We start from the raw sequence: 25,081 nt of genomic DNA on the forward strand, positions 1-25,081 counted from the left end.
CCGTCAGATGACGGGCCGCGGGCTCCGGAGAAAGCGGGGGTGCCTGGCTCAGGCGCCGGTGGCCGACTTGGTGTTCTCGGCCGCCGTGGTGATGTTGACCGGCGTCACGGCCGGACGCGGCTGCTCGGCAGCCGGCGACGCGGTGGACGCGGCGGTGGCGTTCTTGGCGGCGGCGTCGACCGGCGGGTCGTCCTCGCGCAGCGCCTTGGTCTCCGCCTTCAGAATGCGCATCGACTTACCGAGGCCGCGGGCCATCTCGGGCAGCTTCTTCGAGCCGAAAAGCAGGATAATGACAGCCAGCACCACCAGGAGGTGCCAGGGCTCCAGACCGTTACGCAGCATCCCTGACCACCGGTCCCTTCGATTCTCGCCGTTGCAGGGCCGGGCGGGCCGCCCGACTTGGCCAGTATGCCTGTTGAATGCGTCGAACGTATACACCGCCGGGGAAACGGTGGTCAACGAGCCGGGGCCGTCCGGGTGGAACAGGGCACCCGGCCGCTCACGCGGTCCGGACCTTGTTCCACCCGGACGGCCCCGGCCGGCGGGGGTGTCAGACGGCGGCCGGCTCGGGCCGCGCCTGCTTCGGGTGGGCGGCCGGCACCGGCAGGTGCCGCAGCAGCCGGTAGGCCAGCACCGAGGCCCCCACCATGAAGAGCAGGCCGACGACCGCCGCCACGTGCAGCCCGTCCGTGAACGCGGACCGGGTGACCGCCAGCAGGTCGCCGCCGAGGCCGCCCGGCAGCTGCCCGGCCACCGAGACCGCGCCGCCCAGGGTGTCCTGCGCCGCGCGGGCCGCCCCGGCGGGCAGCCCGGCCGGCAGCGCGTCGTCCAGCCCGCCGCGGTAGACCGCCGCACCGGCCGCGCCGAGCAGTGCGATCCCCAGCGAGCTGCCCAGCTCGACGGCCGTCTCCGAGGTCGCCGAGGCGGCCCCGGCCTGCTCCGGCGGCGCGGCCGAGACGACCATCTCGGCGGTGAGCGTCATGGTGCCGACACTGCCGGCCGCCAGCACCCCGGCGCCGGTCAGGATCAGGGCCAGCGGGGAGTGCGGGCCGACCTGCGTCATCACCGCGAACCCCACCGCGCCGATCAGGAAGCCGCCCGCCATCAGGTACGCCGGGCGGACCTTGCCGGCCAGCGCCCCGCCCGTCCCCACCGCCGCGCCGACCCCGACGCTCGGCACCAGCGCCCAGAGCGCGGCGGCCAGCGGGCTCATGCCCTTGACCAGCTGCAGGTACTGCGAGGTGAACAGGGTGAAGCCCATCATGGCGAACATCGCGATCGTGTTGACGGTGATCGCGCCGCTGAAGGTGCGGATCCGGAACAGGCTCAGGTCGATCAGCGGGTGCGCCGCGGCGCGCTGCCGCAGGAGGAACGCGAGGCCGAGCAGCAGGCCGGCCGGCACGGCCAGGGCGGGCAGCAGGCTCCAGCCCTCGATGGCGATGGTCTTGACGCCGTAGACGAGCGGCAGGATCGCCGCCATCGAGAGGGCGGCGCCGGGCAGGTCGAAGCTGCCGGAGCGCGGCGCGCGGTACTCGGGGAGCAGTACGGGTGCGACCAGCAGGACCAGGGCCATCACGGGGACGGCGATCACGAAGGCCGAGCCCCACCAGAAGTGGCCGAGCATCAGCCCGCCGGCCACCGGCCCGAGCGTGGCGCCGCCGGTGAGAGCCCCGCCCCAGGCGCCCAGTGCGATCTGGCGCTGCCGGGGGTCGTGGAACATGTTGCGGATCAGCGCGAGGGTCGAGGGCATCACGGTGGCGCCGGCGACGCCGAGCAGGGCGCGGGCGGCGATCAGCTGGTCGGCGCTGCCCGACCAGGCGGCGAGCAGCGAGGCCCCGGCGAAGCCCGCCGCGCCGATCATCAGCAGCCGGCGGCGGCCGATCCGGTCGCCCAGCGCGCCCATGGTGATCAGGAACCCGGCGAGCAGGAACGAGTAGATGTCCATGATCCACAGCTGCTCGGTGCCGCTCGGCGCCAGGCTCGTGCTGATGAACGGGACGGCGAAGAAGAGGACGCCCATGTCCATGGAGAGGACCAGGACGGGGAGCAGGAGGACCACGAGGCCCAGCCATTCGCGGCGGCCGGCGAGGCCGTGGGAGGAGGTCATGGAGAAGACGGTACGGGCGTGTCAGACACTTGTCTAGTACGTATGTCTAAATCGCTCGTCCAAGACATCTGTCCATAACTGGCGTACGATCCTGACCATGGGAAACAGGGAAGACCTGCTGACAGGCGCCAAGCGCTGCCTGTACGAGAAGGGCTACGGGCGCACCACCGCCCGTGACATCGCCTCCGCCTCCGGCGTCAGCCTGGCGGCCATCGGCTACCACTTCGGCTCCAAGGAGGCGCTGCTCAACCTGGCGCTGATCGAGGCCACCGGGGAGTGGGGCGAGGCCCTCGCCCACGCGGTGACCGCGGCGCGGGCGAGCTCCGACGACCCCGAGCAGCAGTTCGCCGCCGTCTGGGACGAGGTGCTCAAGACCTTCGTCGAGCACCGCGGCCTCTGGGCCTCGCAGATCGAGGCGATCGCCCAGACCGAGCACTCCCCGGAGCTGCGGGACGAACTCGCCAAGGTGCAGCGGATGGGCCGGCTCGCCCTCTCCGCCCACTTCCAGGACCTGGACGAGGTGCCCGACAACGAGACCGAGCTGTCGCGCGGCATCTTCTACCAGGCCCTGCTGAGCGGCCTGGCCCTCCAGTGGCTGGCCTCCCCGGACCAGGCCCCCACCGGACAGGACTTCCTGCGCGGCCTCAAACTGGTGAGCGCCACCGTCCTGAGGCCGTAACGCCGGCCGGTGGCGCGCCTCGGACCGGCGGGCCGGTAGTTCGTCCGGGCGTCCGCATCCGCCGCGCTAGCCTCCGCCCATGACGGGGACGGGCAGATATCGGTGGCGCACGCGCCTGCGGACGCGACTGCCGTGGGTCCTGGTGGACTCCGGTCTCGCAGCCAAGGGGAAGCGGGACTGCGGGGCACACGAGTGGTGCAACCACGACGACGTGTCTGCCCGGTGCTACCACTGCGAGGCGGGGGAACGGCCCTGGATCTCCGATGCCCCGGTTCCGCCCGGCCGAGGGTCCGACCCGGGCCGCTAGTTGGTCACGGCCGTCAGCAGGACGACGGAGTCCACGTGGGCCAGCAGGCCGTGGCGCTCCGGGGGGAGGGCCTGGAGCTGGCCGGTGGAGAGCTCCTCGTGGCGGCCCGCGATGGTCAGGGACACCCGGCCGCGCAGCACCTGGAGGCTGGCGGCGACCGGGGCGTTGTGCTCGTCCAGGGAGGTGCCGGCGGTCAGCGCGATCACGGTCTGGCGCAGCACGCCGTCGTGGACCACCAGATGGGCGCTGCGCCCGTGCGGGCCGGCGGCGGCCTTCGCGGCCTGGTCGTCGGCGAGCTGTACGAGATCGTCCATCGGGTCCTCCTGCTGCTCCTGGCGGGTCTCCCGTTCGTGACCCTAGGTCGGCCGGGGCCCCTCCCGCACCCCGGCCGCCGCAGGGGCGCCCCGTCGGCGCCACTCCTTCGGCTCCGCCCGGAATGCGGGATCGGACGGCCTCGCCGATGGTGGTCACATGGCGAATCAGAATGTCTTCGGCGGATTCCAGGTCAACCGCTCGCTGCTGGCGGGCGGCGCGGTGCTCACCGGCATCGGAGCCGTACTCGGGCTGGCCGGCGCGGCCATGGTGGGCGTGGCGCTCGCCTCGGCCGGGCGCGGGTGGGTGCAGCAACTGGACACCCCGCCCAGCGCGTTGGCGAGCCGGACGCTGCGCGAGGCGAAGGTCGCCTCGATGGCGGGCTGGGAGGCCTGGCGGGCCGAACACGGCTCATCGAACTGAACGACCGGCGAACTGAACGACCGGCGAACCGGCGACCGGCGGACCGGCCCGCCGCGCTGCCCCGGCGGGCCACCGCCTACCGGGGCAGCTTCGCCGTGACCGCCTCGCGCAGCACCTGCTTGACCAGCTTCCCGGTCGGGTTGCGCGGCAGCGGCCCCGGGTGGAACACCAGGTGGGCGGGTACCTTGAAGGCGGCGAGCCGCCCCGCGACGTGTTCGCGCAGCGCGTCCTCGGCCGCGGTGGCGCCGGGGCGCAGCACGACCACGGCCGCGACCTCCTCGCCGAGCGCCGGGTGCGGCACGCCGAGGACGGCGGCGTCCTCGACCGCGGGGTGCCCGCAGAGCACGCCCTCCACCTCCACGCAGTACACGTTCTCGCCGCCCCGGATCACCATGTCCTTGAGCCGGTCGACGATGTAGACCTCGCCGTCCCGCAGCCGGGCCAGGTCGCCGGTACGGAACCAGCCGTCGCGGAACGCGGCCCCGGTGGCCGCCGCGTCACCCCGGTAGCCGCGGAAGACCTGCTGGCCGCGCAGCCACAGCTCGCCGACCTCGCCGTCCGGCAGCGCAGCGCCGGCCGGGTCGGCCGGGTCGGCTATCCGGACCTCGACGGCGGGGCACGGGCGCCCGACGCTGTCCGGGTGCTCGCGGTAGCGGTCGCCCAGATTGGCGAGCACGCCGCCGCAGGTCTCGGTCAGCCCGTAGCCGTTGCGGACGTCGACCCGGCCGTCGAAGCGGGCCGTGATCCGCGGGGCCAGCCCGGGCGGCGCGGCGGCGCCGCCGGTGCTGATCATGGCGAGGCTGGGCAGCCGCGCGCCGCCGAGGTCGGCGGCGTCCAGCAGGCCGAGCGCGGTGGTGGGCACGCCGGTGAAGGTGGTGACCCGGTGGAGGTCGATCAGGCGCAGGGCCTCGGCGGGATCCCACTTGCGCAGCAGGACGGCCGTGCCGCCGCCCGTCATCACCGGCAGCATCGTGGTGAACGCGGCGACGTGGAAGAACGGGAACGTCATCAGCACGGTCTGCGGCCGGACGCCGGCGAGTTCGCCGCCCGCGCAGAGCACCGCGGTGGCCGCGAAGAACCGGGGCGTGACGGCGGCGGCGCACCAGGCGGCGTGGGTGGCGGCCACGGCCTTGGGGCGGCCGGTGGTCCCCGACGTGTAGAGCAGCGTGGCGTCGGCGCCCGGATCGATCGGTGCGTCCGGTGACGTGGTGCCGGGGGCCGGGGCCGGCAGGTCCTCGAAGCGCTCCGCCCAGGGGCGCGGCGGGGCGCCGACGGTCAGCAGCCGGGGGCGGTCGGCGGCCGGGCGGCGGGCGAGCCACGGCTCGATCCGGTCGGCCCGCTCCCGGTCGGCGATCACCACGGCGGGCGCGCAGTCGTCCAGCGCGTACGCCAGCTCCTGTGCCTCCCACCAGGCGTTGAGCGGTACGGCGACCAGGCCGGCCGCCTGCGCGGCCCAGAAGGCGATCTGCCACTCGGGGAGGTTGGACATCGCGATCACCACCCGGTCGCCGGCGCGCAGCCCGTACCCGTCGAGCAGACGGTGCGCCAGGGCGGCGGCCCTGGCGTAGTGCTCGGCGAAGGTGAGGACGGTGCCGTCGGCGAGCAGGAACGGGCGGTCGCCGTGTGCGCGGGTGGCGTCCAGCAGCTCGCGCAGGGTGCGCGGGCCGTCGTCGTAGTGCGGGCCGGCGGGGGTGCCGGTGACGGCGAAGGGCATGCCGGGCGCGCGGAGGGCGGCCTGCACGCGGGTCACCAGGGCGAGGGAATCGCTGGTCATGACGTCCTCCGGGGCGGCGTCGCCGGGGCGCCGGCGGGGCGGGCGGCAGCGGGCCCGCGCCCGGGGGCGGGGCCGCTGCCGCGACGACGCTACAGGCCGAGCGACTTGGCGATGATGCTGCGCATGACCTCGCTGGTGCCGCCGTAGATCCGGAAGACCCGGTTGTCGGTGTAGAGGCGGGCGATCGGGTACTCCAGGATGTAGCCGTAACCGCCGTGCAGCTGGAGGCACTTGTCGATCACGACCGAGGCCGACTCGGTGCAGAACAGCTTGGCGGCGGCGGCGTCCGCGACCGTCAGTTCGCCGCTCTGGTAGAGCTCCAGGGCGCGGTCGACCATCGACTGCTGGGCGACCGCCTGGGCCTCGCAGTCGGCCAGCGTGAACTTGGTGTTCTGGAACTCGGCGACGGCCTTGCCGAACACCTTGCGGTCCTTCACGTACTGGACGGCGAAGCGGACGGCCGCCGCGGTGGCGGCGTACGCGCCGACCGCGATGGCGAGGCGCTCCTGCACCAGGTTGTGGGTCAGGTAGCCGAAGGCCTTGCCCTCCTCGCCGAGCAGGTCCGCCACCGGCACCCTGACGTCGGTGAAGGAGAGCTCGGCGGTGTCGGAGGTGCGCAGGCCGATCTTCTGCAGCTTGCGGCCGACCGCGTAGCCCTCGGACTTCGTGTCCACGCACAGGATCGACAGGCCCGCCCGGCGGTCGGCCGGGTCGTGCGGCGCGGTGCGGCAGATCACCAGCACCAGGTCGGCGAGCACACCACCGGTGATGAACGTCTTGGCGCCGTTGAGCACGTAGTGCGTGCCGTCCTCGGACAGCTTCGCGGTGGTCGTGATGCCCGCGAGGTCGGAGCCGGCGCCCGGCTCGGTCATCGCGATGGCGGTCATGATGTCGCCGGACACGAAACCGGGCAGCCAGCGCTGCTTCTGCTCCTCGTTCGCGTACTCCATCAGGTAGGGCAGCACCAGGCCGGTGTGCACGCCGGAGGAGCCGAAGGACACGCCCGCGCGGGCGACCTCCTCGGTGACGACGGCCTGGTACTTGAAGCCCGTCTCGCCCGCGCCGCCGTACTCCTCCGGGACCTCGATGCCGTAGACGCCGAGCGCACCGAGCTTGCGGTAGAAGTCGCGCGGCGGGTGCCCCTCGGCCTCCCAGCTCTCGTAGACCGGGGTGACCTCCTTGGCGATGAAGTCCCGGATGGTCTCCCGGAAGGCCTCGTGGTCCTCGTTGAACACGGTGCGGCGCACGGTGGCGCTCCCTTCGGTGATGCTCCTGCAGGGGGCCCGGCGCGCTCGGCCGCCAGGTGGATCGCGGCACAAGTTAATCGTGGGTAGCTTTCGCTGTCCAGGGCTTGCGCGGGCCCTGCCGGAGCACGGTCAGGATGCTGCCACGATGGCCCACCTGGGACGATCCGGCGATGCGGGCCGGCCTCCCCTCCCCGCCGGGGCGGACCCGGACGTGGCCGGGGGCCCGCCCCCGCGCTGGTGGGGCGGGCCCCCGGCCCGGTGTCGTTCAGGTGCTGTCGTTCAGGTGCTGTCGTTCAGGGTGCTGTCGATAGGGGTGCGGTCGTCCCGGCGGTGCCGGACCGGCTCTAGTACAGGACGAAGGGGTAGTAGACCTGGTGCGAGAAGTTGCCGTTGCCCTGCAGGGCTGCGACGCCGCCCGAGTTGCCGGCCACCCCGGCGGTGTTGTTCTGGTTGGCGCCGCCGGAGCCGGTGGCCGTCTGCTGGGAGCCGTTCGCGTTGCCGAGGACGCCGCCGACGATGTTGCCGGAGCCGGTGTTGCCCACGATGCTGCTGTTCGCGTGGTCTGCGGCGGCCGCGCCGTTGTCGGCCTGGGCGGTGCCGGCGCCGGCGAGGAGGAAGGCCCCGAGGGCGGTGACGACGGCGGCTGTGCGAATGCGGGACACGGTGGTCTCCTAGAGGAGTCGGTGCGAGAAGTGGCGCTCCGGAGTGGCCGCCCCGGGTGCGCCGTTCCTGACGTCGCACCGTCAGCATTCACCAGGTCAGAAGCCTGATTCCACCGAATGGGGCACAATTCGCCCGATGGTGTGACAGCGGGTTTCGGCCGCGGTTTTAAGAAATGGTCGGCGCAATAGTCGTACTGGCACACTGTGGCCTCATGTCTGAAGGCCACCGTTCCGGTCCCGTGCCCGCCGAAGATCTGCGTACGACCGAGGTCGACCTCGGCGGTCTGGTGAGCGTCCTCGCCACGCACCTCTACTCCACGCCGCTGGTCGCCCTGCGCGAACTCGTCCAGAACGCCCACGACTCGCACACCCGGCGCCGCCTGGAGGACCCGGACGCGGCCCACACCCCGCTGATCCGGGTCCGCGGCGACGCGGCCCGGCGCACCGTCGGCATCGAGGACACCGGCGCCGGCCTGACCGAACCGGAGATCCACGCCTACCTGGCCACCGTCGGCACCGGCTACACCCGGCTGCTGCGCGAGGTCACCGGCAACGACGAGCTGATCGGCGCGTTCGGCCTCGGCTTCCTGTCGGCCTTCTCGGTCGCCGACGAAGTCACCGTCACCACCACCTCGCACCGCGAACCCGCCCTCGGCCACCGCTACCGCAGCCGCGGCGGCGAGCAGTACAGCGTCGAGCCGGTGGCCGCCCGCCCCGCCCCCGGCAGCCTCGTCGAGCTGACCCTGAAGGCCGAACACGCCCACCTCGCCGACGAGGACGCGCTGCGCGAGGTGCTCGCCCGGTACTGCGTCCTGCTGACCGTCCCGGTGTACGTCGGCGACGACGAGCGGCCGGTCAACGACGTCCCGGTGCCGTGGCGCCACGAGATCCCGGGCGACCGGCACGCCGCCCGGATGCGCTTCGCCGCCGCCTTCGGCCGCCGGTTCGAACCGCTGACCGCCTTCCCCGTCAGCCCGGCCGAGGACGGCAGCACCGACGCGGCCGGCCTGCTCTGGGTGCAGGACGGCGGCACGTACGGCAGCACCGACAACCGCGACCTCGCCGTCTACCTGCGCGGCATGCTGCTCTCCGACGACGCCCGCGACCTGCTGCCCGGCTGGGCCGGCTTCATCGGCGGCGTGGTCGAGTCCAGCCGCCTCACCCCGACCGCCAGCCGCGAGGACCTCCAGCGCGACGAGCACTACCGGGCCCTCCAGCAGGCCCTCACCGACGCCATCGTCGACGGCCTCTACGAGACCGCCCGGCTGCACCCCGCCGCCTGGCGCCGGATCCTCTCCCGGCACGGCCAGGACCTCCTCGGCGCCGCGCTCTGCGACGACCGGCTGTTCACCCTGCTCGCCGACGACGTCCCGGTGCCCACCTCGCAGGGCGACCTGACGGCCGGCGCGCTGCGCGCGGCGGGCGGCGGAGCGGTGCACATCGCGCTCGGCAGCAGCGGCGGGTTCGAGGAGATGCTCTACCGCGCGATGCAGGTGCCGATCGCGCGCGGCGACCGCTACGCGGTCCTGCCCTTCCTGCGCCGCTACGCGCAGCTGCGGGACTGCCGGATCGTCGAACTCGGCAGCGAGAGCGGCAACCGCGAGCTGTTCCGCGAGCCCGGGCAGCCGCTGCCCGCCGAGGAGAGCGCCTGGCTGGCGGCCGCCCTCGCCGACGACGGCGAGCAGCTCGTGCCGGCCCGCTTCGACCCGCCCGGCCTGCCGCTCGTCCTGGTGCCCGACCGCGAGGCCGAGCTCAAGGCCAGGATCGAGGACGACCGGGCCGACTCCCGCATCCCGTCCGCCGCCCTGCGGCTCGCCCGCGCCTTCACCGCCCGCACCGACGGCGAGGTCAAGGCCCGGCTGTACCTCAACCTCGCCGCGCCCGCCGTCCAGGACCTGCTGGCCGCCTACCGGGCCGGGCACACCGGCGCCGCCACCGCCGCCGGGCTGCTCCGCTCCCTCAAGGTGATCATGGCCGCGGCGGCCGGCTCGGCCGCAGGCGACCTGACCGCCGCGCTGGCGGGCGTCGGCACCGCCGTCGCCGCCCTCACCGCCGCCGAGCCGGCCGGCCTGCCCGCCGTGCCGGACACCCTGCCGGAGGGGGAGCAGCCGTGAACCCGGACGGACTGTCAGCGCCGGCCCGCACACTCGTCAGCAGCACACCGCACGGCCCGCAGGGGGAGAACACATGAGCACCGACATCTGGGCCTGGGTCCACGACACCCACCGGCAGCTCGCCGAGCAGGGCCACCACCGGCTCGCCGACGCCATCTACGAACTCCCCGGCCACGCCAACGAGGGGCGCAACGACCAGCTCGACGCGGTCTTCCCCGAGGCGCTCGCCGCCGCCCGGGCGCTGGAGCTGCCCTGGGTCGAGGTCTACCTGCGGCACTGGCGGATGCAGAACCTGCTGAACAAGCGCCACCAGGGCGAGCAGGCCCTCCCCGAGGTGGTGGACCTGCTGGAGTTCGCCCACCGCGAGCAGACCGCGAGCTGCCCGCAGTCGGTCTGCGTGGTGCAGGACTTCGCGATCTGCCACGCCCGGGTCGACGGCCCCGGCTACGTACCGGAGCGCCTCGCCGTGCTGGAGGAGACGCTGGAGCGGATCGAACCCGCCCGGGCCTGCTTCGACTGTCTGTCCCGCGAGTACTCCGACACCCTGGAGGACGACGGGCGCCCCGCCGACGCGCTCGCCCACCTCGACACGGCCGCCGCCCGGATGCAGGCCGCCGGCCAGCGGCTCTCCCTGCACTTCCACCACGCCCGGGCCGGCTCCCTGAACCTGCTCGGCCGGCACGAGGAGATCCTCCCGCTGCTCGACGCCGCCGAGAAGGCCGAACAGGCCCGCGGCGGCGGACTCGACGACAGCGACCGCCGCTGGGGCGCCCTGCTCCGGGCCCGCGCGCTGGCCCGGCTCGGCCGCAGCGACGAGGCGCTCGCCCTGCTGCCGCCGCTCGCCGAGGCCGAGCAGTACGCGGACCTGCGGCCGATCTGGGCCGCCACCGTCGAGATCCTGGCCGGCGCCGGCGCCCACGAGAACACCGCCGGACTCGGCGCCGCACTGACCGGCTGGGTCGGCTACCTGGACTCCACCGGCTCCCACCGCCCCTGCGTGGACCTGCTGCTGACCGCCGGGCGGCTCGCGCTCGCCCGCGGCGCCCGTACGGTCGCGCTGACCCTCGCCGCCACCGGCGGACGCAAGCTCACCCAGCTGCGCCGCACCGACGGCGTGGCCGAGCAGGTCGCCGCGCTGCGGGCGGCCGCCGAGGCGCTGCCGGTGGCGGAGCCGCCCGCCGCCGCCGACCTGCTCGCGCTGCCGGCCGGCCGCGACGGCGACCCGGAGGCGGACGCCGACCTGCTCGCCGCCGCGCACGCCCGCCACCAGGGCGACCCGGCCGCCGACCCGGCCGTCGGCAGCGACCTGGTCGTCCGGCTGGCCGCCCTGCTCGGCGGCCTGGGCCACACCCGCGCCGCCACCGACCTGCTCTGGCAGCGCCTCGACGAGGACCCGGGCCACGAGCAGCTGCCGGGCCTGCTGGCCTCCGTCCTGATCGACGCCGGCGACGCCGAGGGCGTCCGCCGCCTCAGCGAGCGCCAGCACGCCGCCAACCCGTCCGACGCGTACTGGACGCGGGCCCGCTGGGCCGCCGCCGAGAGCCGCTGGGCCGAGGTCGGCGAGCACTGCGCGGCGCTGCTGGCGCTGGACCCCGACCGGATCAACCCCCGCCGGCTCGCCGCCGGCGCCGCCACCGAGCTGGGCGACCACGTGCGGGCCCAGCGGCTGTACGAGGAGATCCTGGAGCACGCCCTCCCGGTCGAGGGCACCGCGCCCGAGGAGCTGTACCGCACCGTCCAGCCGCAGGACCTCTGGCACCTGGTCACCGCCGCCAGCGCCAACCGGGACTGGCCCGCGGTACGCGCCACCGGCGCCCGGCTCGGCATCGAGTTCGACGAGCCCGCCGGGCCGGTCGACGAGGAGTGGCAGACGGTCACCATCCGGGCCACCCGCGCCAACGGCGCCGGCGTCGACCTCCCGGCCGTGCGGACGGGACCGGCCACCGCCCGCATCGTCCCGGTGCTCGGCGACGACGTGCCGCTCAACCACGGTGACGTGGTGGTCTTCGCCCCCGCCCTGCTGGAGCCCCCGCCGGCCGCGGACGCCCCGGAGCAGGTGCGCGAGCGCTGGCGGCCGGTCTTCCGGCAGCTGACGCTGCTCGACCCGGCCGGCTACACGACGTACTGGATCGACGGCGCGTGGCCGGGCGACCGCAAGTGGGCGGCCTTCGGGAAGGACCTCGCCGAGGCCGGCTACGGCGTGTGGGCCTACAGCGGGGACGAGTACGCCGTCACCGACCCGAAGAAGGAGGACGGCACGCTGCCCGGCATCTACGCGGCCCTCGGGGTGCCGCCGACGGCCGGCAGCGCCGAGGCGGACGCCCTGCTGGCCCGGCTGACGAAGCGTTGGAAGCACCCGCTGGCCTGGCTCGACCTGGCCACGGCGGCAGGTGCCGACATCGCGCCGCACGAGGAGACCGTCCGCCGCTACGGCCTCTGACCGGCCGTCTCCCCGGGCCGGGCCGGCGCCCGCCCGTCCGGCGGCGGCCGGCCCGGCCCGGGGGTGGGGTCGAGGAAGACCCGGGTGACGGCGGGGTACAGCTCCCGGACGGCCCGTTCGGCGCTCTCGCAGGACGCCTCGACCTGCTCGGCGGTGGCCAGGGACCGGAAGTCGACCTTGGCCGCCACCAGCACGTCCTTCGGCCCGTGCACGATGGTGACCAGCTCCAGCACGTCCTCGACGTCCGGCTGCGCGCGCAGCGCGGCGGCGATCCGCTCCCGCATCGCCGCCGGCAGCGCCCGGCCGATCAGCAGGGAGGCGTTGTCCCGGGCCAGCACGTACGCGACCCACGCGAGCAGCAGCCCGATCAGCACCGAGGCGAGGCCGTCCCAGACCGCGGAGCCGGTCAGCTGCGCGCCGAGCAGTCCGCCGAAGGCGAGCAGCAGACCGACCAGGGCGGCCGCGTCCTCCAGCAGTACGGCCTTCACCGCCGTGTCCGCGGTGTGCCGCACGTACCGGCGCTGCGGCACACCGAGCCGCCGGGACTCGCCCCGGATCTGCCGGACGGAGGTGGCCAGCGACGTGCCCTCCAGCAGGAACGCCACGGCCAGCACCACGTACGAGAGGAGCGGGTCGCCCAGCTCCTCGCCGTCGAGCAGGGTGTGGATGCCGTCGTTGACGGAGAACACGGCGCCGCCGACGAAGGTCGCGAGGGAGGCGAGCAGCGCCCACAGGTAGCGCTCGCGGGAGTAGCCGAAGGGGTGCGCCGCGTCGGCCGGGCGGCTGCTGCGTCTGAGGGAGAAGAAGAGCAGCACCTCGGTGACGGTGTCCGCGAAGGAGTGCGCCGCCTCGGAGAGCATCGCGCCGGAGCCGCTGACCGCCCCCGCCACCGCCTTCGCGAAGGCGATCCCGAGGTTGCACAGGCCCGCGACGATCACGGTGGTGACGCTCTCCTGCTGCGCTTCGCTCATGAACGGTAAGTATGTCCGGTATCTGACGGTTCGTCTCGGCCGAACGCGTGACGACTTGGCAAATGCTTTACTCTTTCATTGCCAAAGTCGACCCTTTCAGGAGTGTCATCACGTGACCGCCCTCGCTCTCGGCCCGTCCTGGCTCGACCCGACCACGCTGATCTCGACCTTCGGCCTGATCGGCATCCTGGCCGTCGTCTTCGCCGAGTCCGGCCTGCTGGTCGGCTTCTTCCTGCCCGGCGACTCACTGCTGTTCACCACCGGCATGCTGGTGGCCGGCGGCACCTACCTCGACCAGCCGCTCTGGCTGGTCTGCCTGCTGGTGGTGCTGGCCGCCGTGGCCGGCGACCAGGTCGGGTACCTCTTCGGCCGCAAGGTCGGGCCCGGCCTGTTCCGGCGGCCGGACTCCCGCCTCTTCAAACAGGAGAACGTCGAGAAGGCCACCGCGTTCTTCGAACGGCACGGCCCCAAGGCGATCGTGCTGGCCCGCTTCGTGCCGATCGTGCGGACCTTCACCCCCGTCGTGGCCGGGGTCAGCCGCATGAACTACCGCAGCTTCGTGCTGTTCAACGTCATCGGCGGCGTGCTCTGGGGCGCCGGCGTCACCGTACTCGGCTACTTCCTCGGCCGGATCGCCTTCGTCCGCGACAACATCGAGCCGATCCTGATCCTCATCGTGCTGCTCTCGGTGGTGCCGGTCGCCGTCGAGCTGCTCCGGGCCCGGCGCGGCCGGGGCGCCCCGGCCGAGGCCGACCGCGCCCGACGGTCCGAAGGCGGCAACCCGGCAGGCCACCGCGTACATGTGCGTCCGGGAGCCCGATCAGGCAAGGTGTAACGGAAGATCGAAGGGTGGCCCGGCCACCAGGGGTGGCGAGGAGCGGACGTGCCGAAGCGGGGCCGACCGGGCGGCGGCAAGAAGGCCAGGGGAGGCAGGGCGGCCCGGCCCGCCGGGCCCGCACCCCGGGTGCGCCCCGCCGACGCCCCGCCCACCGAGGGCCTGCTCGGCCATCCCGCCCCGCCCGCCGGGGGCACCCCCGGCCACCCCGCCCCCGCCACCGAGGGCCTGCTGCACCCGGCCGCGGAGGTGCGCAGGCCCGACACCTGGGGCGGACCGGAGGACACCCTCACCCCCGAGGACTGGCGCGCCGCCGGCTACGCCCCGCCCACCGGCATCGCCGTCCCCACCCTGAGCCCCGGCGCGCCCGGCGACGCCCCCTGGCCCGACCGGATGCGCACGCTCCTGCGCACCCCGATGTCCGAGCGCCCGGCCTTCGAACGGACGGCCCGGGAGCTGCACCCGGCCGCGGCCCGCAACGTCCCGCGCATCCTCGACCTGTCGCTGCGCATCGGTGAGCTGCTGCTGGCCAGCGGCGAGGCCGCCGAGGACGTCGAGGCCGCGATGCTCGGCATCGTCCACGCGTACCGGCTGGACCACTGCGAGCCGCAGGTCACCTTCACGCTGATCGGGATCAGCTACCAGCCGTCGCTGGTGGAGCCGCCCGTCACCGCGGACCGGGTGGTCCGCCGCCGCACCTCCGACTACACCCGGCTCGCCGCCGTCTACAAGCTGGTCGCCGACATCACCGGCGAGAAGGTGACCGTCAACGACTCGTACCGGCGGCTCGCCGAGATCCGCCGCAACCGGCACCCGTACCCGGCCTGGCTGCTCTCGCTCACCACCGGCCTGCTGGCCGGCGCCGCGACCTTCCTGGTCGGCGGCCGGGTGGACGCCAAGGCGTGGCTGGTCTTCGTCAGCGCCTTCGTCGCCGCCGTTCTCGGCGACCGGCTGGCCTCGCTGATCGCCCGGCGCGGGCTGCCGGAGTTCTACCAGTTCGTGATCGCCGCGATGCCGGCCGCGATATCCGGCATCGTGCTCTCCTTCAACGACCTGGGCCTGCGCGGTTCGGTGGTGATCACCGGCGGGCTGTTCGCGCTGCTGCCGGGACGGGCCATGGTCGCCGCCGTCCAGGACGGCCTGACCGGCTTCTACATCACCGCCGCCGCCCGGCTGCTGGAGGTGATCTACCTGGTCGCGGGCATCGTGGTCGGCGTGATGCTGATCCTCTACCTGGGCGTCGGCTTCGACGCCCGGCTCAACCCGGACGAGGGCCTGGCCGGGATCAGCGCCCCGCCCGTCCAGCTGGTGGCCGCGACGGTGCTGACGCTCGCGTTCGCGATGCTGCTGCAGACCGACCGCAGAAACCTTCCGCTGGTCGTCCTGAACAGTGTGCTCGGCTGGTCCGCCTACGGCGTCCTGGTCTACAACGCGGGCGTCTCCCCGATCGTCGCCACCGGCGTCGCCGCCGGGATGGTCGGCCTCGCCGGCCAGCTGATGGCCCGTTACCGCTACGCCTCGGCCCTCCCGTACGTGACGGCCGCGATCGGCCCGCTGATGCCGGGCTCCGCGATCTACCTCGGGATGCTCTCCTTCGCCCAGGGCCACTCCAGCGCCGGGCTGGTCTCGATCAGCCGCGCGGCGGCGATCGCCCTCGCACTCGCCGTCGGCGTCAACCTGGGAGGTGAGATCGCCCGGCTCTTCATGAAGATCCCCAGCGGCTCCGAGCTGCCGCCCCTGTACCCGGTCGCCCCACGGCGCGCCGCCAAACGCACCCGGGGCTTCTGAGCGGACGTTAGAGCCACCGACACCCCAGGCTCACGGACCGGCCGGCGCACCACCAGGAACGAAGGTACGACCCATGCACCTCGCACAGCTGAGCGCCGACACGCTGCTGGACGGCTACCGGCGGCACATCGTCGACGCGCACAAGCAGCCGCTGTTCCTGCTGCTGGTGGGGTTCATCTGCTCCTTCGTCGGCATCCGCTTCAGCGTCCGGATGATCCGCGCCGAGGTCCGCTGGTGGCCCGGCAACATCACGCCCGGCGGGCTGCACATCCACCACATGGTGTTCGGCCTCGGCTTCCTGCTGGTCGGCGGCATCGGGGTGTTCGCGACCAACGGCGGGCACCCGTGGATCGACTGGTTCGGCCTCGCCTTCGGCATCGGCTGCGGCCTGGTCCTGGACGAGTTCGCGCTGATCCTGCACCTGGACGACGTCTACTGGAGCGCCCAGGGCCGCAAGTCGGTGGACGCGGTGATCTTCGGCATCCTGTTCACCGCGCTGCTGCTCACCGGCTACGTCCCGCTGGGCGTGGTGCCCAGCCAGGGCACCAGATGGGGCCTGGTCGCGGTGATCGTGCTGAACACGCTGGTCTCGTTGGTGGCCCTGCTCAAGGGCAAGGTCTGGACGGGCCTGCTCGGCATCATGGTGCCCGGCCTGTCCTGGATCGGCGCGATCCGGCTGGCCCGGCCGAGCAGCCCCTGGGCGCGCTGGCGGTACGCCACCCGTCCGCGCAGGCGGGCCCGCGCGCTCCGGCGCGAACGCCTGCTGCACCGGCGTGCGGACCGGGCCCGCACCTGGCTTTTCGACCTGATCGCCGGCGCCCCCGACAAGGTCCCCGCCCACCACACCGCCACCCACCGGGTCGCCGAACAGATGGCCGCCCGTGCCACCGCCCACCTGGACGCCCACGTGGCCCGCTCCCTCGCCCGCCGCTCCGCCCGGCTCGCGGACCGGCGCTCGGCGGCGGCCCCGGCCGGCGGCCGCGCGCCCGCACCGGGAGCCGGCCGGGGCGACCGGCAGGGCGAGGCCCGCCGTCGGCGCCGCACCGTGCGGGCCGGACGCAGCAGGTCGTACGCCGGGACCAAGCCGCCCGCCGCCCGGCCGGAGCAGGTGGCGGCCGCCGCCGCACAGCCGCCGGCCGGAGGAGCCGCCGAGGCGCGCCCGGCTGCGGTGAAGGCGTCCGAGCAGCGGCCGGCCCAACGGCACCTGCGCCCGCGCACGCCCCGGGTGCGCCGCTGACCGGGTGCCGCCGCCCGGCCGGAAGCCACCCCGCCCGGCCCGGCCTGCGCGCGCTGCCTGCACCCGTCCGGGGCGCCCGCCCGGACATCTCACCCGGCTGGCTGCGGGAATCCGGGGTGTAGGAGTCGCCGGATTTGAGAATATTACGGCGAGTGACTGACTTGTCACGTGATGAGATATTTGGCTACTCGCCGGACCCGTGAGAAGGGCTTCTCGTGGCACGCCGATTCCTGCCGGGCATCCTGTTGGCCCTGACCACCGTGACGGGGATGCTCCCCGCTGCCACGGCCACCGCTGCGCGCGCCCCGTTCGTCGCACTGTCGCCCCCGCCCCCGCCGCCGGTTTCCGGCACGCAGTCGTCCGCGCCCGCGACGACCGACCCGTACCCCTCCACCGGCGACATCGCCGCCGCCCGGGCCGAGGCCGACCGGAGGGCCGCCGCGAGCACCGCCATCGAAGCGCGGCTCACCGCCGCCGAGGTCGAGCGCGACCGGGCCCACCGCGCCGCCGAGCAGGCGGTGGAGTCCTACAACGGGGCGCAGGCCCGGCTCGCCCGGGCCAGGACGGAGGAGAGCGACGCCCTCCAGCGCGCCGCCGTCGCGGAACTCGCCCGCCACGAGGCCGCCGAGGACGCCGCCGGCCTCGCCGCCGAGACCTACCGCCAGGGCACCACCGCCGAACTCTCCGCGATCGACGCCCTGCTCGGCGCCCGCGGCCCGCACGCCGCCGGCGCGCAGGCCGCCGTGATCGGCGTGATCAGCTCCCGCACCCGCCAGATCCTGGACGCCGCGACCGGTACCGCGGCCGCCGCCGTCCGCGCCTCGGCCGCCGCCCGGGAGGCCGCGGCCGCCGCCGAACGCGCCGCCGCCCAGGTCAGGACGGCCAAGGACAACGCGCAGGCCTCCACCCGGGCCCGGCAGACCCAGGTCGCCGAGATCGGCCGCCGCCGCGAACAGCTCCTCACCGAACTCGCCGCCGCCCGCAACACCACCGTCGGCCTCGAACGCCGCCGCCGCGACGCCCTGGAGGCGATCGCCGCCCGCGAGGCGGAGGCGGCGGCCAGGGCGGCCGCCGAAGCCGCGGCGGCGGCGGCGGAGAAGGCAGCCGCGGAACAGGCGGCGGCGGAGAAGGCAGCCGCGGAACAGGCGGCGGCGGAGCGGGCGGCCGCCGAGCAGCCGGCGGCCGCGCAGGCCCTGCAGGCAGCGGGGGAGACGGGGGACACCGGGGAGACCGGTGAGGCCGGTGAGACCGGGGACGCAGCCGTCGACCGGACCGCCGTCGACCGGACCGCCGTCGACCGGGCCGCCGCGCCGCTCCCGCCGCCCGGCGCCGGCCGCTGGTCCGCGACCGGCGCGGCGGCCGCGATCGCCTTCGCCCGGTCCAAGATCGGCCTGCCGTACGTCTGGGGCGGCGAGGGTCCGGACGGCTACGACTGTTCGGGTCTGACCATGATGGCCTGGCGTGCCGGCGGCCGGCGCGTGCCGCACTTCGCGGCCGACCAGTACGCCCGCTCGACGCCCCTGACGTACCGCCAGCTCAGGCCGGGCGACCTGGTGTTCTGGACGGACACCGGCCGCGCCGCCGACATCTACCACGTGGCGCTCTACATCGGCGACGACCAGATGATCGAGGCGCCCCGGGCCGGCATGGCGATCAAGCAGGCCAGCCTCTGGATCATGGGCACGCCCGACTTCTACGCCCGGCCGTGAGCGGCCCCGCCGAGCGGCCCCGGGCAACCCCGCCGAGCGGCTGTGAGCAGCGTCGGCCCGGCCGCCGGTGCCCCGGAAAATGAGGTGCTGTCACCGCTGACCGGTCGTACCGTGGACCGATGGGCAACGACGCACACGGCGAGACCCGCGATCCGGGCACCGGCCGGCAGCAAGGCACCGTCGAGATCCGGGAGATCACGGACGACGACCTCCCCGGGTGGGACCGCGCACTGGCGTACGGGTTCCTGCGCCCGCACGTGGAGGACGGCACCGAGCTGCGCCGGCTCACCTTCACCCCGGGGCGCTCGCTCGGCGGGTACGACGCGGGCCGCTGCGTCGCCACGTTCCGCAGCTTCGACACCGAACTCACGGTGCCCGGCGGCGCGACCGTCCTGGCCGACGCGATCACCGCCGTCACCGTCAGTGCCACCCACCGCCGGCGCGGCGTGCTGAGCGCGATGATGGACCGCGACCTCGCCGCCGCCCGCGAGCGGGGCAACCCCGTCGCGATCCTGATCGCCGCCGAGTACAACATCTACGGCCGCTTCGGCTTCGGCCCCGCGACCCGGGGCCACGGCTGGAACATCGACCTGCTGCGCGCGGGCGGCCTGCGTCCGGGCCTGGCCGGCCCGGCCGGCGGCCGGATCGACTTCGCCACCATGGAGGAGCTGCGCAAGGCGGGGCCGGAGCTGCACGACCGCTGGCGGCGCACCCAGCCGGGCGCGATCGCCCGCCCCGACGCGATGTGGCGCCACCAGACCGGCGAGAGCCGGATGCCGGGGAGCGAGTGGAAGGAGCCGTTCGCGGCCCTGCACCGCGACTCCGGCGGCACCGTCACCGGCCTGGTCGTCTACCGGATCGACGACGTCTGGGACGGCAGCTACCCCAACTGCACGCTCACCGTCAGCGACTTCATGGCCCTCGACACCGAGACCGCGGTGGCGCTGTGGCGGTTCGCCTTCTCGGTGGACTGGGTGCGCCGGGTCTCGGTCGAGAACATCGGCGTGGACGACCCGCTGCCGCTGCTGCTCCACGATCCGCGCGCAGCCACCCCGCACGTCGCGAACGCCGACTTCACCTGGCTGCGTGTGCTCGACGTCGAGGCCGCCTTCGGAGCCCGGACGTACGGTGCGCCCGGCCGCGTGGTGCTGGACGTCGCCGACCCGGCGGGCCACGCCGACGGCCGCTGGGCGCTGGAGACCGCTGCCGACGGCACCGGCCGCGCCACCGCCACCACCGACGAACCGGACCTCGCCCTCGGTGTCTCGCAGCTCGGCTCGCTCTACCTCGGCGGCGAGACGGTGCCCCGGCTGGCCGCCGCCTCGCTGGTCACCGAGCTGCGTCCGGGCGCCGCCGCGGCGGCCGACCTGCTGCTGCGCACGCCCCTGACCGCCTGGAACCCGAACGGCTTCTGACCCGGCGCCCCGTCCCGCCCCGGCCCGGCCCGTGGCGCGGTCGCTGCGGGTCAGGGCTTCGCGTTGCGGCCGATCGACGGCAGGATGAAGTCCTGGATCAGCCCCTTGGCGTCGCGGACGATCGGCCGGAACACCCGGTAGCGCGACAGGTTGATCACCCGTGCGGACATCGGCACGGACCGCCGGACGAACTCCCTGGTCCGCTCGGTGTCCGGGGTCTGGTCGAAGACCCAGTAGAGCACCACGATCATGAGGTACAGCCAGAGGATCTCGGGGAGCAGTTCGGCCAGTTCGGCATCCAGCTTGGGGGCGATGTCCGAGCCGGACAGCACCTCGTGGAACAGCTGGACGGCGGTGGCCCGCGCCGGGTGCGACTCGTTCGAGAACGGACTGAGCGAGCTGGTCGGGTCGGCCGCCGTCCGGAAGAACTGGGACGCGAACCCGTGGTACTCCGCCGCGCAGTCGATCCACGAGGTGAGCGCGATCTCCAGCCGGTCCGCGAAGTCCTTGTGCCCCTCCATCCGGGCCCGTGCGTCGGCGGCGTGATCGTACGTCATCGAGTCGTAGAAGCCCTGGATCAGGAACTCCTTCGACGCGAAGTAGTAGTAGGCGTTCCCCACCGAGACCCCGGCCTCGGCGGCGATCGCCCGCATCGTGGTCTTGTCGTAGCCGCGTTCCCTGAACAGCCGCATGGCCGTGTCGAGGATCAGCGCCCGGGTCTGCTCGCTCTTGCCGGTCTTGGGCAGAGCCCGCCCGCCGGGCACTTCGCCGGCCGGCCCGGCCCGGCCGCCCGCGGCGGGGCCGCCACTGCTCCCGGCGGCCTGCCCGGGCGTGCCGGGCGGGTCGCCCTGCCCGCTGCCCTGCGGGCCGGTGCTGCCGTTGGTGCCGTTCGCGCCGTTCGTCGGTGTCACGTCGTCCACGGTTGCTGAGCCTAGCCCGATCCCGGGCGGGCTCCGGCTGTGCGACGGCCCGGCCGCCCGTGCGGAGGGCGGACGGACCAGGCGCTGTCGTCGCGCCGCGCCGCACCGGATGCCCCCTCCGCACCCGGTGCGGCACGGCCCGTCCGGGTGGTCGCCTGGGCGCGGGCCATCGGGGACCACCTCGTTTCGAACGCGTTCAAAGCTGCCGGGTCCGACTGTAGCCGCCATTTTGAACGCGTTCAAGTCGGCGTCGGGCTCTCGTCGGACCATGGGACCCTCGTGGTATGACCAGCCAGCGCGAGCAGGACCCGACCGGAGTGACCGTCAGGACCGGCACCCCCGAGGACGCCGGGGCCGTCGCCGCCCTGCACGCCGAGAGCTGGCGCACCGCCTACAGCGGGATCGTCCCCGAGGACGCGCTCGGCGACGGCCTGGCGGCCGAACGGCTCGACCTGTGGACGCTCCGGCTGACCGTCGACTACGGCGAGCCCGCCAACACCCCCACCCTGCTGATCGCCGAGCGCGCGGGCGCAGGGGGGAGTGCGGGGGAGACCGTCGGCTTCGCGTACCTCGTCCCGCAGCCCGACGGCCGGATCCTGCTCGACAACCTGCACGTCCGCCCCGGCAGGACCGGCCGGGGCACCGGCCGCCTGCTGATGTCGGCCGCCCTCGCGCACACCGCCGCGCAGCACCCCGGCGCCGGCCTCTACCTGGAGGTGCTGTGCGAGAACACCCGCGCGGTCGCCTTCTACGAGCGGGCGGGGGGCGTGCGCACCGCCGAGCAGGAGGGCTTCTTCCCCGGCGGGTTCGTGCTGCCCGAGTACGAGTACAGCTGGCCCGCCGAGGCCGTCGCCGCCCACGGCTGACCCGCCGCCCACGGCTGACCCGCCGGCCGGCGGGAGTGGTCGGACTAGCTCCAGTGGCCGGCTCCGACGGCGAGGCCGGGCGCCGGGTCGTCGGCCGGTGCGGGGAGGGCGGGGCGCAGGCTGCGGCGGCCGGCGAGGGCGGTCAGCAGGGCCGTCCAGGCGGCTCCCGCCGTCAGCCAGTAGCCGGTTCCGGGGGCGGCGTGCTGGGCGATCACGCCGCCGGCCGCCGCTCCGGCCGAGATGCCGATCACGATGCCGGACACCGCGACCGCCATGCCCTCGTTCAACTGCCTTTGCGGCAGCAGTTCCTGGACCATGGTCATGCCGGTGACCATGGTCGGCGCGGTGCCGGTGCCGGCCACGAAGAGCACGGCGGCGAGCACGCCGAGCCCGGCCCCGGTCAGTGCCACGGTCAGCGGCATCAGCAGCAGGACGGCCATCGCGGCCGCCCCGAGCAGGAAGCGGACGGCCGGCGCGCGGCGCGGCCGGAGCAGTCCGAGCGTCAGGCCGGCTGCGCAGGAGCCGCCCGCGACCAGTGCCAGCATGCCGCCGGCGAGCGACTTGTGGCCGAGTGCGTCGGCGTACGCGAGGGTGGTGACCTCCATCGAGCCGAACACGACGCCGGTGGCGAGGAACGCCGCCGCCATCACCCGCAGGCCCGGCAGCCGCAGCGGCGAGGCGTTGCCGGTGCCGTCCCCGGCCGCCGGCTGGACGGGCGGCTCGGTGCGGCGCTGGGCCGCGAACAGCAGCGCGCCGGTGGTGCCGAAGGTGCCCGCGGCGATCATTCCGGCCTCCGGGAAGAGCGAGGTGCAGAGCAGCATCGCGAGCACCGGGCCGGCCATGAAGCAGAGCTCGTCTAGCGCCTGCTCCAGCGAGTTGGCGATGTGCCGGGCCTCGGGGTCGTCGCGGTGGACGTGCGCCCAGCGGGCCCTGGCCATGCCGCCGAGGTTCGGCGCGAAGGAGGCGGCGGCCCAGCAGACGTACAGCGTCCAGTCGGGGGCGCCGGAGTGGACGCAGAGCAGCAGGGCGCCGGCCGGCAGCAGGTTGAGGAGCGTCGCCGGGACGGTCACCCGGGCCTGCCCGTAGCGGTCCACCAGCCGTCCGACCAGCGGCATCCCGACCGCCGCCGTGACGAGTCCGGCGGCCGAGACGGTGCCGGCCAGCGCGTACGAGTCGCGGCGGGCGGCGATCATCACCACGATGGAGACGCCCGTCATGGAGAAGGTCATCCGGCCGAGCAGTCCGGCCAGGGTGAAGGCGACGGTGCCGGGGGCGGCGAAGATACGGCGGTACGAGGTGAACACGTGGGTCGTGGCTCCAGGGCGGGGCGCAGCCGGGTGGGTCCGGTGCCGGGCGGTGGCGGGAAGCCACCAGCCTCGCGGCAGGGCGGCGGCACGGTCCAACACCTGTTTCGCCGTACTCACAACGAACTGTTGTTAATATCCCGGCATGCCCCGTGACCTGCACCCGCGCCTGCTCCGCGGCTTCGTCGCCACCGCCGAGACCCTGCACTTCGGCCGCGCCGCCGAACGGCTGCACATCGCCCAGCAGGCCCTCAGTCGGGACATCCGCTCGCTGGAACAGGCGCTCGGCGGCGCCCTGTTCACCCGGACCACCCGCAGCGTCGAACTCACCGCGGCGGGCGCCCGGTTGCTGCCCCGGGCCCGCCGGCTGCTCGTCCTGCACGACGAGATCCTCAGCACCGTGGCGTGCGAGGGGCACCGGCCGCTGCTGCTGGACCTCAACAGCGACGTGACGGGCGACGACCTGACCGCCGACCGCCTGCTCGCCCACGCCCGGGAGGCCTGGCCCGACGGTGAACTGCTCGCCCGCTTCCACGGCGGACTGGGCGCCGCCGCAGCCGAGTTGGTGGCCCACCGGCTCGACGTCTCGCTCGGGCGCTTCGCCGGGCTGCCGGCCCGGCTGCGCGCCGAACTCGTCCACGTGCCGGTGCGGTTGGAGCCGATGGCGGTGATGATGTCGACCGGGCATCCGCTGGCCGGCCGCACCGAGCTCCCGCTCGCCGAACTGGCCGGTCACCCGGTGGACATCTGCGCGGGCAATCCGGCGACCACCGAGTGGGCGGACCTCGGTGCCGGGCTTCTCGCCGAACACGGCCTGGCGGCCGCGCCGGAGCACCTGCCGCCGGTCGGACTGGTCGAGACGGCCCACTACCTCCGCCGGCACGGCGAGTTGATGCTGACCACGACGGGCGGCCCGCAGATCCCGGGCGTCGTCACCGTCCCGCTGGTCGACCCGGTGCCGCTCAGTCTGGTGGGGCTGGTGCACCGGCCCGACCTGCGCCACCCGGGGCTGGCCGCACTGATCCGGGCGGCTGCCGAACTCGGCCGCAGGGAGGGCTGGTTGCGGCGCCCGCCCGGGTGCTGGCTGCCGGCGGCGGATGCGGCCCTGCTGGCGGGCTGAGTGCGCGGGGCCGGTGGTGCGGTGAGCGCGGGCCGGGCATGGCGCCGCCCCTGCCGTCCGGGGACGGCAGGGGCGGAGAGGTGGCGCAGTCGTGGGTGGCCGGGTCAGGCCGCCTTGACGGCGGAGATGTCGAAGCTGAGCTTGATCTTCTCGCCGATCAGCACGCCACCGGTCTCCAGTGCGGCGTTGTAGGACAGGCCCCAGTCGGTGCGGTCGATGGTGGCCGCGCCCTCGAAGCCGACCCGGTCGGCGCCGTAGGCGTCGGTGGCGCTGCCGGTGTAGTCCAGGTCGAGGACGACCTGGCGGGTGGTGTCCTTGATGGTGAGGTCGCCGGTCAGCCGGTAGGAGTCGCCGCGCAGGCGCTCGGCGGAGGTGCTGCGGAAGGTGATCTCCGGGTAGGTCTCGGCGGCGAAGAAGTCACCGGTGCGCAGGTGCTCGTCGCGCTGGGCCTGCTTGGTGTCGATGCTGGCCACCTTGATCACCAGCTCGGCGGACGAGTTGCCGGGGTGGGTGCCGTCCAGGTGGAGCTTGCCGTCGTACTCGGCGAAGGAGCCGCGGACGTTGGTGACCATCGCGTGGCGCACCGCGAAGCCGACCTGGCTGTGGGTGGTGTCGATGGTCCAGTCGCCGGTGAGGTGGCCCAGGCCGGGGCCTGCGGGGGCCTCGGCAACGGCGGTGCCGACCGTGTTCGTGGTGGTCGTGCCGGCGGTGTCAGCGGTCTTGGTGCGGTTGAAAAGGCCCATGGCTCCTCCTTCGGTTCGAAGCCGTTTGTTTAGGCTTCAACTTGATGGCTCAACCATAGACCCGATTCGTTCAAAGTTCAACCATGCGTCTCGGCCAGTCGTCCGCAC

General features: G+C 74.3%; 21 protein-coding genes. 11 read left to right on the forward strand and 10 right to left on the reverse strand.

Features of this window, described 5'->3' with window-relative positions; genetic code table 11:
• Nucleotides 1-48: 48 nt before the first annotated feature.
• Nucleotides 49-342: a Sec-independent protein translocase subunit TatA gene (tatA, locus tag ACFUK0_RS17435; protein ID WP_380250973.1), complete on the reverse strand. Its 294-nt coding sequence runs from the start codon at nucleotides 340-342 to the stop codon at nucleotides 49-51.
• A gap of 208 nt (nucleotides 343-550) precedes the next feature.
• The gene (locus ACFUK0_RS17440; protein ID WP_380250975.1) at nucleotides 551-2,107 is read right to left on the reverse strand and encodes an MFS transporter; all 1,557 of its coding nucleotides are present in this window, start codon (nucleotides 2,105-2,107) and stop codon (nucleotides 551-553) included.
• A gap of 97 nt (nucleotides 2,108-2,204) precedes the next feature.
• On the opposite strand from ACFUK0_RS17440, the gene ACFUK0_RS17445 reads away from it, so the two are divergent.
• Nucleotides 2,205-2,786, forward strand: coding sequence for a TetR/AcrR family transcriptional regulator (locus ACFUK0_RS17445; protein ID WP_380250977.1), 582 nt, complete (start codon nucleotides 2,205-2,207; stop codon nucleotides 2,784-2,786).
• A gap of 303 nt (nucleotides 2,787-3,089) precedes the next feature.
• Here the strand turns inward: ACFUK0_RS17445 and ACFUK0_RS17450 are convergent, their stop codons facing one another.
• Nucleotides 3,090-3,407, reverse strand: coding sequence for a cupin (locus ACFUK0_RS17450; RefSeq protein ID WP_380250979.1), 318 nt, complete (start codon nucleotides 3,405-3,407; stop codon nucleotides 3,090-3,092).
• Nucleotides 3,408-3,564: 157 nt separating this feature from the next.
• Here ACFUK0_RS17450 and ACFUK0_RS17455 point away from each other — a divergent pair, with 157 nt between their 5' ends.
• Nucleotides 3,565-3,828, forward strand: a complete 264-nt coding sequence (locus tag ACFUK0_RS17455; RefSeq protein ID WP_380250981.1) for a hypothetical protein — start codon at nucleotides 3,565-3,567, stop codon at nucleotides 3,826-3,828.
• 76 nt (nucleotides 3,829-3,904) lie between these two features.
• On the opposite strand, the gene ACFUK0_RS17460 is transcribed toward ACFUK0_RS17455, so the two are convergent.
• The 3 genes from ACFUK0_RS17460 to ACFUK0_RS17470 form a co-directional block, all read right to left on the reverse strand.
• The gene (locus ACFUK0_RS17460) at nucleotides 3,905-5,602 is read right to left on the reverse strand and encodes a class I adenylate-forming enzyme family protein (protein WP_380250983.1); all 1,698 of its coding nucleotides are present in this window, start codon (nucleotides 5,600-5,602) and stop codon (nucleotides 3,905-3,907) included.
• Nucleotides 5,603-5,691: 89 nt separating this feature from the next.
• Nucleotides 5,692-6,849, reverse strand: a complete 1,158-nt coding sequence (locus ACFUK0_RS17465; protein WP_380250985.1) for an acyl-CoA dehydrogenase family protein — start codon at nucleotides 6,847-6,849, stop codon at nucleotides 5,692-5,694.
• Nucleotides 6,850-7,193: 344 nt separating this feature from the next.
• Nucleotides 7,194-7,511 (reverse strand): hypothetical protein, encoded by a 318-nt coding sequence (locus tag ACFUK0_RS17470; RefSeq protein WP_380250987.1) that lies wholly within the window; start codon nucleotides 7,509-7,511, stop codon nucleotides 7,194-7,196.
• 239 nt (nucleotides 7,512-7,750) lie between these two features.
• Here ACFUK0_RS17470 and ACFUK0_RS17475 point away from each other — a divergent pair, with 239 nt between their 5' ends.
• Together ACFUK0_RS17475 and ACFUK0_RS17480 are read left to right on the forward strand one after the other, a co-directional pair.
• Nucleotides 7,751-9,625, forward strand: coding sequence for an ATP-binding protein (locus ACFUK0_RS17475; RefSeq protein WP_380250989.1), 1,875 nt, complete (start codon nucleotides 7,751-7,753; stop codon nucleotides 9,623-9,625).
• A gap of 73 nt (nucleotides 9,626-9,698) precedes the next feature.
• The gene (locus ACFUK0_RS17480; RefSeq protein WP_380250991.1) at nucleotides 9,699-12,065 is read left to right on the forward strand and encodes a tetratricopeptide repeat protein; all 2,367 of its coding nucleotides are present in this window, start codon (nucleotides 9,699-9,701) and stop codon (nucleotides 12,063-12,065) included.
• On the opposite strand, the gene ACFUK0_RS17485 is transcribed toward ACFUK0_RS17480, so the two are convergent.
• Nucleotides 12,053-13,036: a cation diffusion facilitator family transporter gene (locus ACFUK0_RS17485; protein WP_380250993.1), complete on the reverse strand. Its 984-nt coding sequence runs from the start codon at nucleotides 13,034-13,036 to the stop codon at nucleotides 12,053-12,055. The two genes, ACFUK0_RS17480 and ACFUK0_RS17485, sit on opposite strands and share 13 nt — an antisense overlap.
• Before the next feature lie 112 nt (nucleotides 13,037-13,148).
• On the opposite strand from ACFUK0_RS17485, the gene ACFUK0_RS17490 reads away from it, so the two are divergent.
• From ACFUK0_RS17490 to ACFUK0_RS17510, 5 genes are all read left to right on the forward strand, one after another.
• Nucleotides 13,149-13,871 (forward strand): DedA family protein, encoded by a 723-nt coding sequence (locus ACFUK0_RS17490; RefSeq protein ID WP_380250995.1) that lies wholly within the window; start codon nucleotides 13,149-13,151, stop codon nucleotides 13,869-13,871.
• 48 nt (nucleotides 13,872-13,919) lie between these two features.
• The gene (locus tag ACFUK0_RS17495; protein WP_380250997.1) at nucleotides 13,920-15,659 is read left to right on the forward strand and encodes a threonine/serine exporter family protein; all 1,740 of its coding nucleotides are present in this window, start codon (nucleotides 13,920-13,922) and stop codon (nucleotides 15,657-15,659) included.
• Nucleotides 15,660-15,732: 73 nt separating this feature from the next.
• Complete coding sequence (locus tag ACFUK0_RS17500; protein WP_380250999.1) at nucleotides 15,733-16,896, forward strand: hypothetical protein; 1,164 nt, start codon at nucleotides 15,733-15,735, stop codon at nucleotides 16,894-16,896.
• 215 nt (nucleotides 16,897-17,111) lie between these two features.
• Nucleotides 17,112-18,605 carry an NlpC/P60 family protein gene (locus tag ACFUK0_RS17505; protein ID WP_380251001.1) on the forward strand — a complete coding sequence of 498 codons (1,494 nt, stop codon included), beginning with the start codon at nucleotides 17,112-17,114 and terminating at the stop codon, nucleotides 18,603-18,605.
• Nucleotides 18,606-18,724: 119 nt separating this feature from the next.
• On the forward strand, nucleotides 18,725-20,020 hold the full coding sequence (locus ACFUK0_RS17510) for a GNAT family N-acetyltransferase (protein WP_380251003.1): 1,296 nt from the start codon (nucleotides 18,725-18,727) through the stop codon (nucleotides 20,018-20,020).
• A 50-nt stretch (nucleotides 20,021-20,070) separates the two neighbouring features.
• On the opposite strand, the gene ACFUK0_RS17515 is transcribed toward ACFUK0_RS17510, so the two are convergent.
• Nucleotides 20,071-20,940 carry a TetR family transcriptional regulator gene (locus ACFUK0_RS17515; protein WP_380251005.1) on the reverse strand — a complete coding sequence of 290 codons (870 nt, stop codon included), beginning with the start codon at nucleotides 20,938-20,940 and terminating at the stop codon, nucleotides 20,071-20,073.
• Nucleotides 20,941-21,224: 284 nt separating this feature from the next.
• Here ACFUK0_RS17515 and ACFUK0_RS17520 point away from each other — a divergent pair, with 284 nt between their 5' ends.
• On the forward strand, nucleotides 21,225-21,806 hold the full coding sequence (locus ACFUK0_RS17520) for a GNAT family N-acetyltransferase (RefSeq protein WP_380251007.1): 582 nt from the start codon (nucleotides 21,225-21,227) through the stop codon (nucleotides 21,804-21,806).
• Nucleotides 21,807-21,850: 44 nt separating this feature from the next.
• Here ACFUK0_RS17520 and ACFUK0_RS17525 read toward each other — a convergent pair whose 3' ends face one another.
• Nucleotides 21,851-23,110, reverse strand: coding sequence for an MFS transporter (locus tag ACFUK0_RS17525; RefSeq protein ID WP_380251009.1), 1,260 nt, complete (start codon nucleotides 23,108-23,110; stop codon nucleotides 21,851-21,853).
• Between the two features lie 145 nt (nucleotides 23,111-23,255).
• Here ACFUK0_RS17525 and ACFUK0_RS17530 point away from each other — a divergent pair, with 145 nt between their 5' ends.
• Nucleotides 23,256-24,230, forward strand: coding sequence for a LysR family transcriptional regulator (locus ACFUK0_RS17530; RefSeq protein ID WP_380251011.1), 975 nt, complete (start codon nucleotides 23,256-23,258; stop codon nucleotides 24,228-24,230).
• A 104-nt stretch (nucleotides 24,231-24,334) separates the two neighbouring features.
• Here the strand turns inward: ACFUK0_RS17530 and ACFUK0_RS17535 are convergent, their stop codons facing one another.
• On the reverse strand, nucleotides 24,335-24,973 hold the full coding sequence (locus tag ACFUK0_RS17535; RefSeq protein WP_380251013.1) for a YceI family protein: 639 nt from the start codon (nucleotides 24,971-24,973) through the stop codon (nucleotides 24,335-24,337).
• Nucleotides 24,974-25,081 lie beyond the last annotated feature (108 nt).

Origin of the sequence: Kitasatospora sp. NPDC057223 (genome assembly GCF_042669755.1) — a bacterium.
GTDB lineage: Bacteria > Actinomycetota > Actinomycetes > Streptomycetales > Streptomycetaceae > Kitasatospora.

What these genes read in the sequence shown, in the direction of transcription:
- tatA (WP_380250973.1), bottom strand. Translation starts at nt 342, where the DNA reads ATGCTGCGTAACGGTCTGGAGCCCTGGCACCTCCTGGTGGTGCTGGCT.
- ACFUK0_RS17440 (WP_380250975.1), bottom strand. Translation starts at nt 2,107, where the DNA reads ATGACCTCCTCCCACGGCCTCGCCGGCCGCCGCGAATGGCTGGGCCTC.
- ACFUK0_RS17445 (WP_380250977.1), top strand. Translation starts at nt 2,205, where the DNA reads ATGGGAAACAGGGAAGACCTGCTGACAGGCGCCAAGCGCTGCCTGTAC.
- ACFUK0_RS17450 (WP_380250979.1), bottom strand. Translation starts at nt 3,407, where the DNA reads ATGGACGATCTCGTACAGCTCGCCGACGACCAGGCCGCGAAGGCCGCC.
- ACFUK0_RS17455 (WP_380250981.1), top strand. Translation starts at nt 3,565, where the DNA reads ATGGCGAATCAGAATGTCTTCGGCGGATTCCAGGTCAACCGCTCGCTG.
- ACFUK0_RS17460 (WP_380250983.1), bottom strand. Translation starts at nt 5,602, where the DNA reads ATGACCAGCGATTCCCTCGCCCTGGTGACCCGCGTGCAGGCCGCCCTC.
- ACFUK0_RS17480 (WP_380250991.1), top strand. Translation starts at nt 9,699, where the DNA reads ATGAGCACCGACATCTGGGCCTGGGTCCACGACACCCACCGGCAGCTC.
- ACFUK0_RS17485 (WP_380250993.1), bottom strand. Translation starts at nt 13,036, where the DNA reads ATGAGCGAAGCGCAGCAGGAGAGCGTCACCACCGTGATCGTCGCGGGC.
- ACFUK0_RS17500 (WP_380250999.1), top strand. Translation starts at nt 15,733, where the DNA reads ATGCACCTCGCACAGCTGAGCGCCGACACGCTGCTGGACGGCTACCGG.
- ACFUK0_RS17510 (WP_380251003.1), top strand. Translation starts at nt 18,725, where the DNA reads ATGGGCAACGACGCACACGGCGAGACCCGCGATCCGGGCACCGGCCGG.
- ACFUK0_RS17520 (WP_380251007.1), top strand. Translation starts at nt 21,225, where the DNA reads ATGACCAGCCAGCGCGAGCAGGACCCGACCGGAGTGACCGTCAGGACC.
- ACFUK0_RS17530 (WP_380251011.1), top strand. Translation starts at nt 23,256, where the DNA reads ATGCCCCGTGACCTGCACCCGCGCCTGCTCCGCGGCTTCGTCGCCACC.
- ACFUK0_RS17535 (WP_380251013.1), bottom strand. Translation starts at nt 24,973, where the DNA reads ATGGGCCTTTTCAACCGCACCAAGACCGCTGACACCGCCGGCACGACC.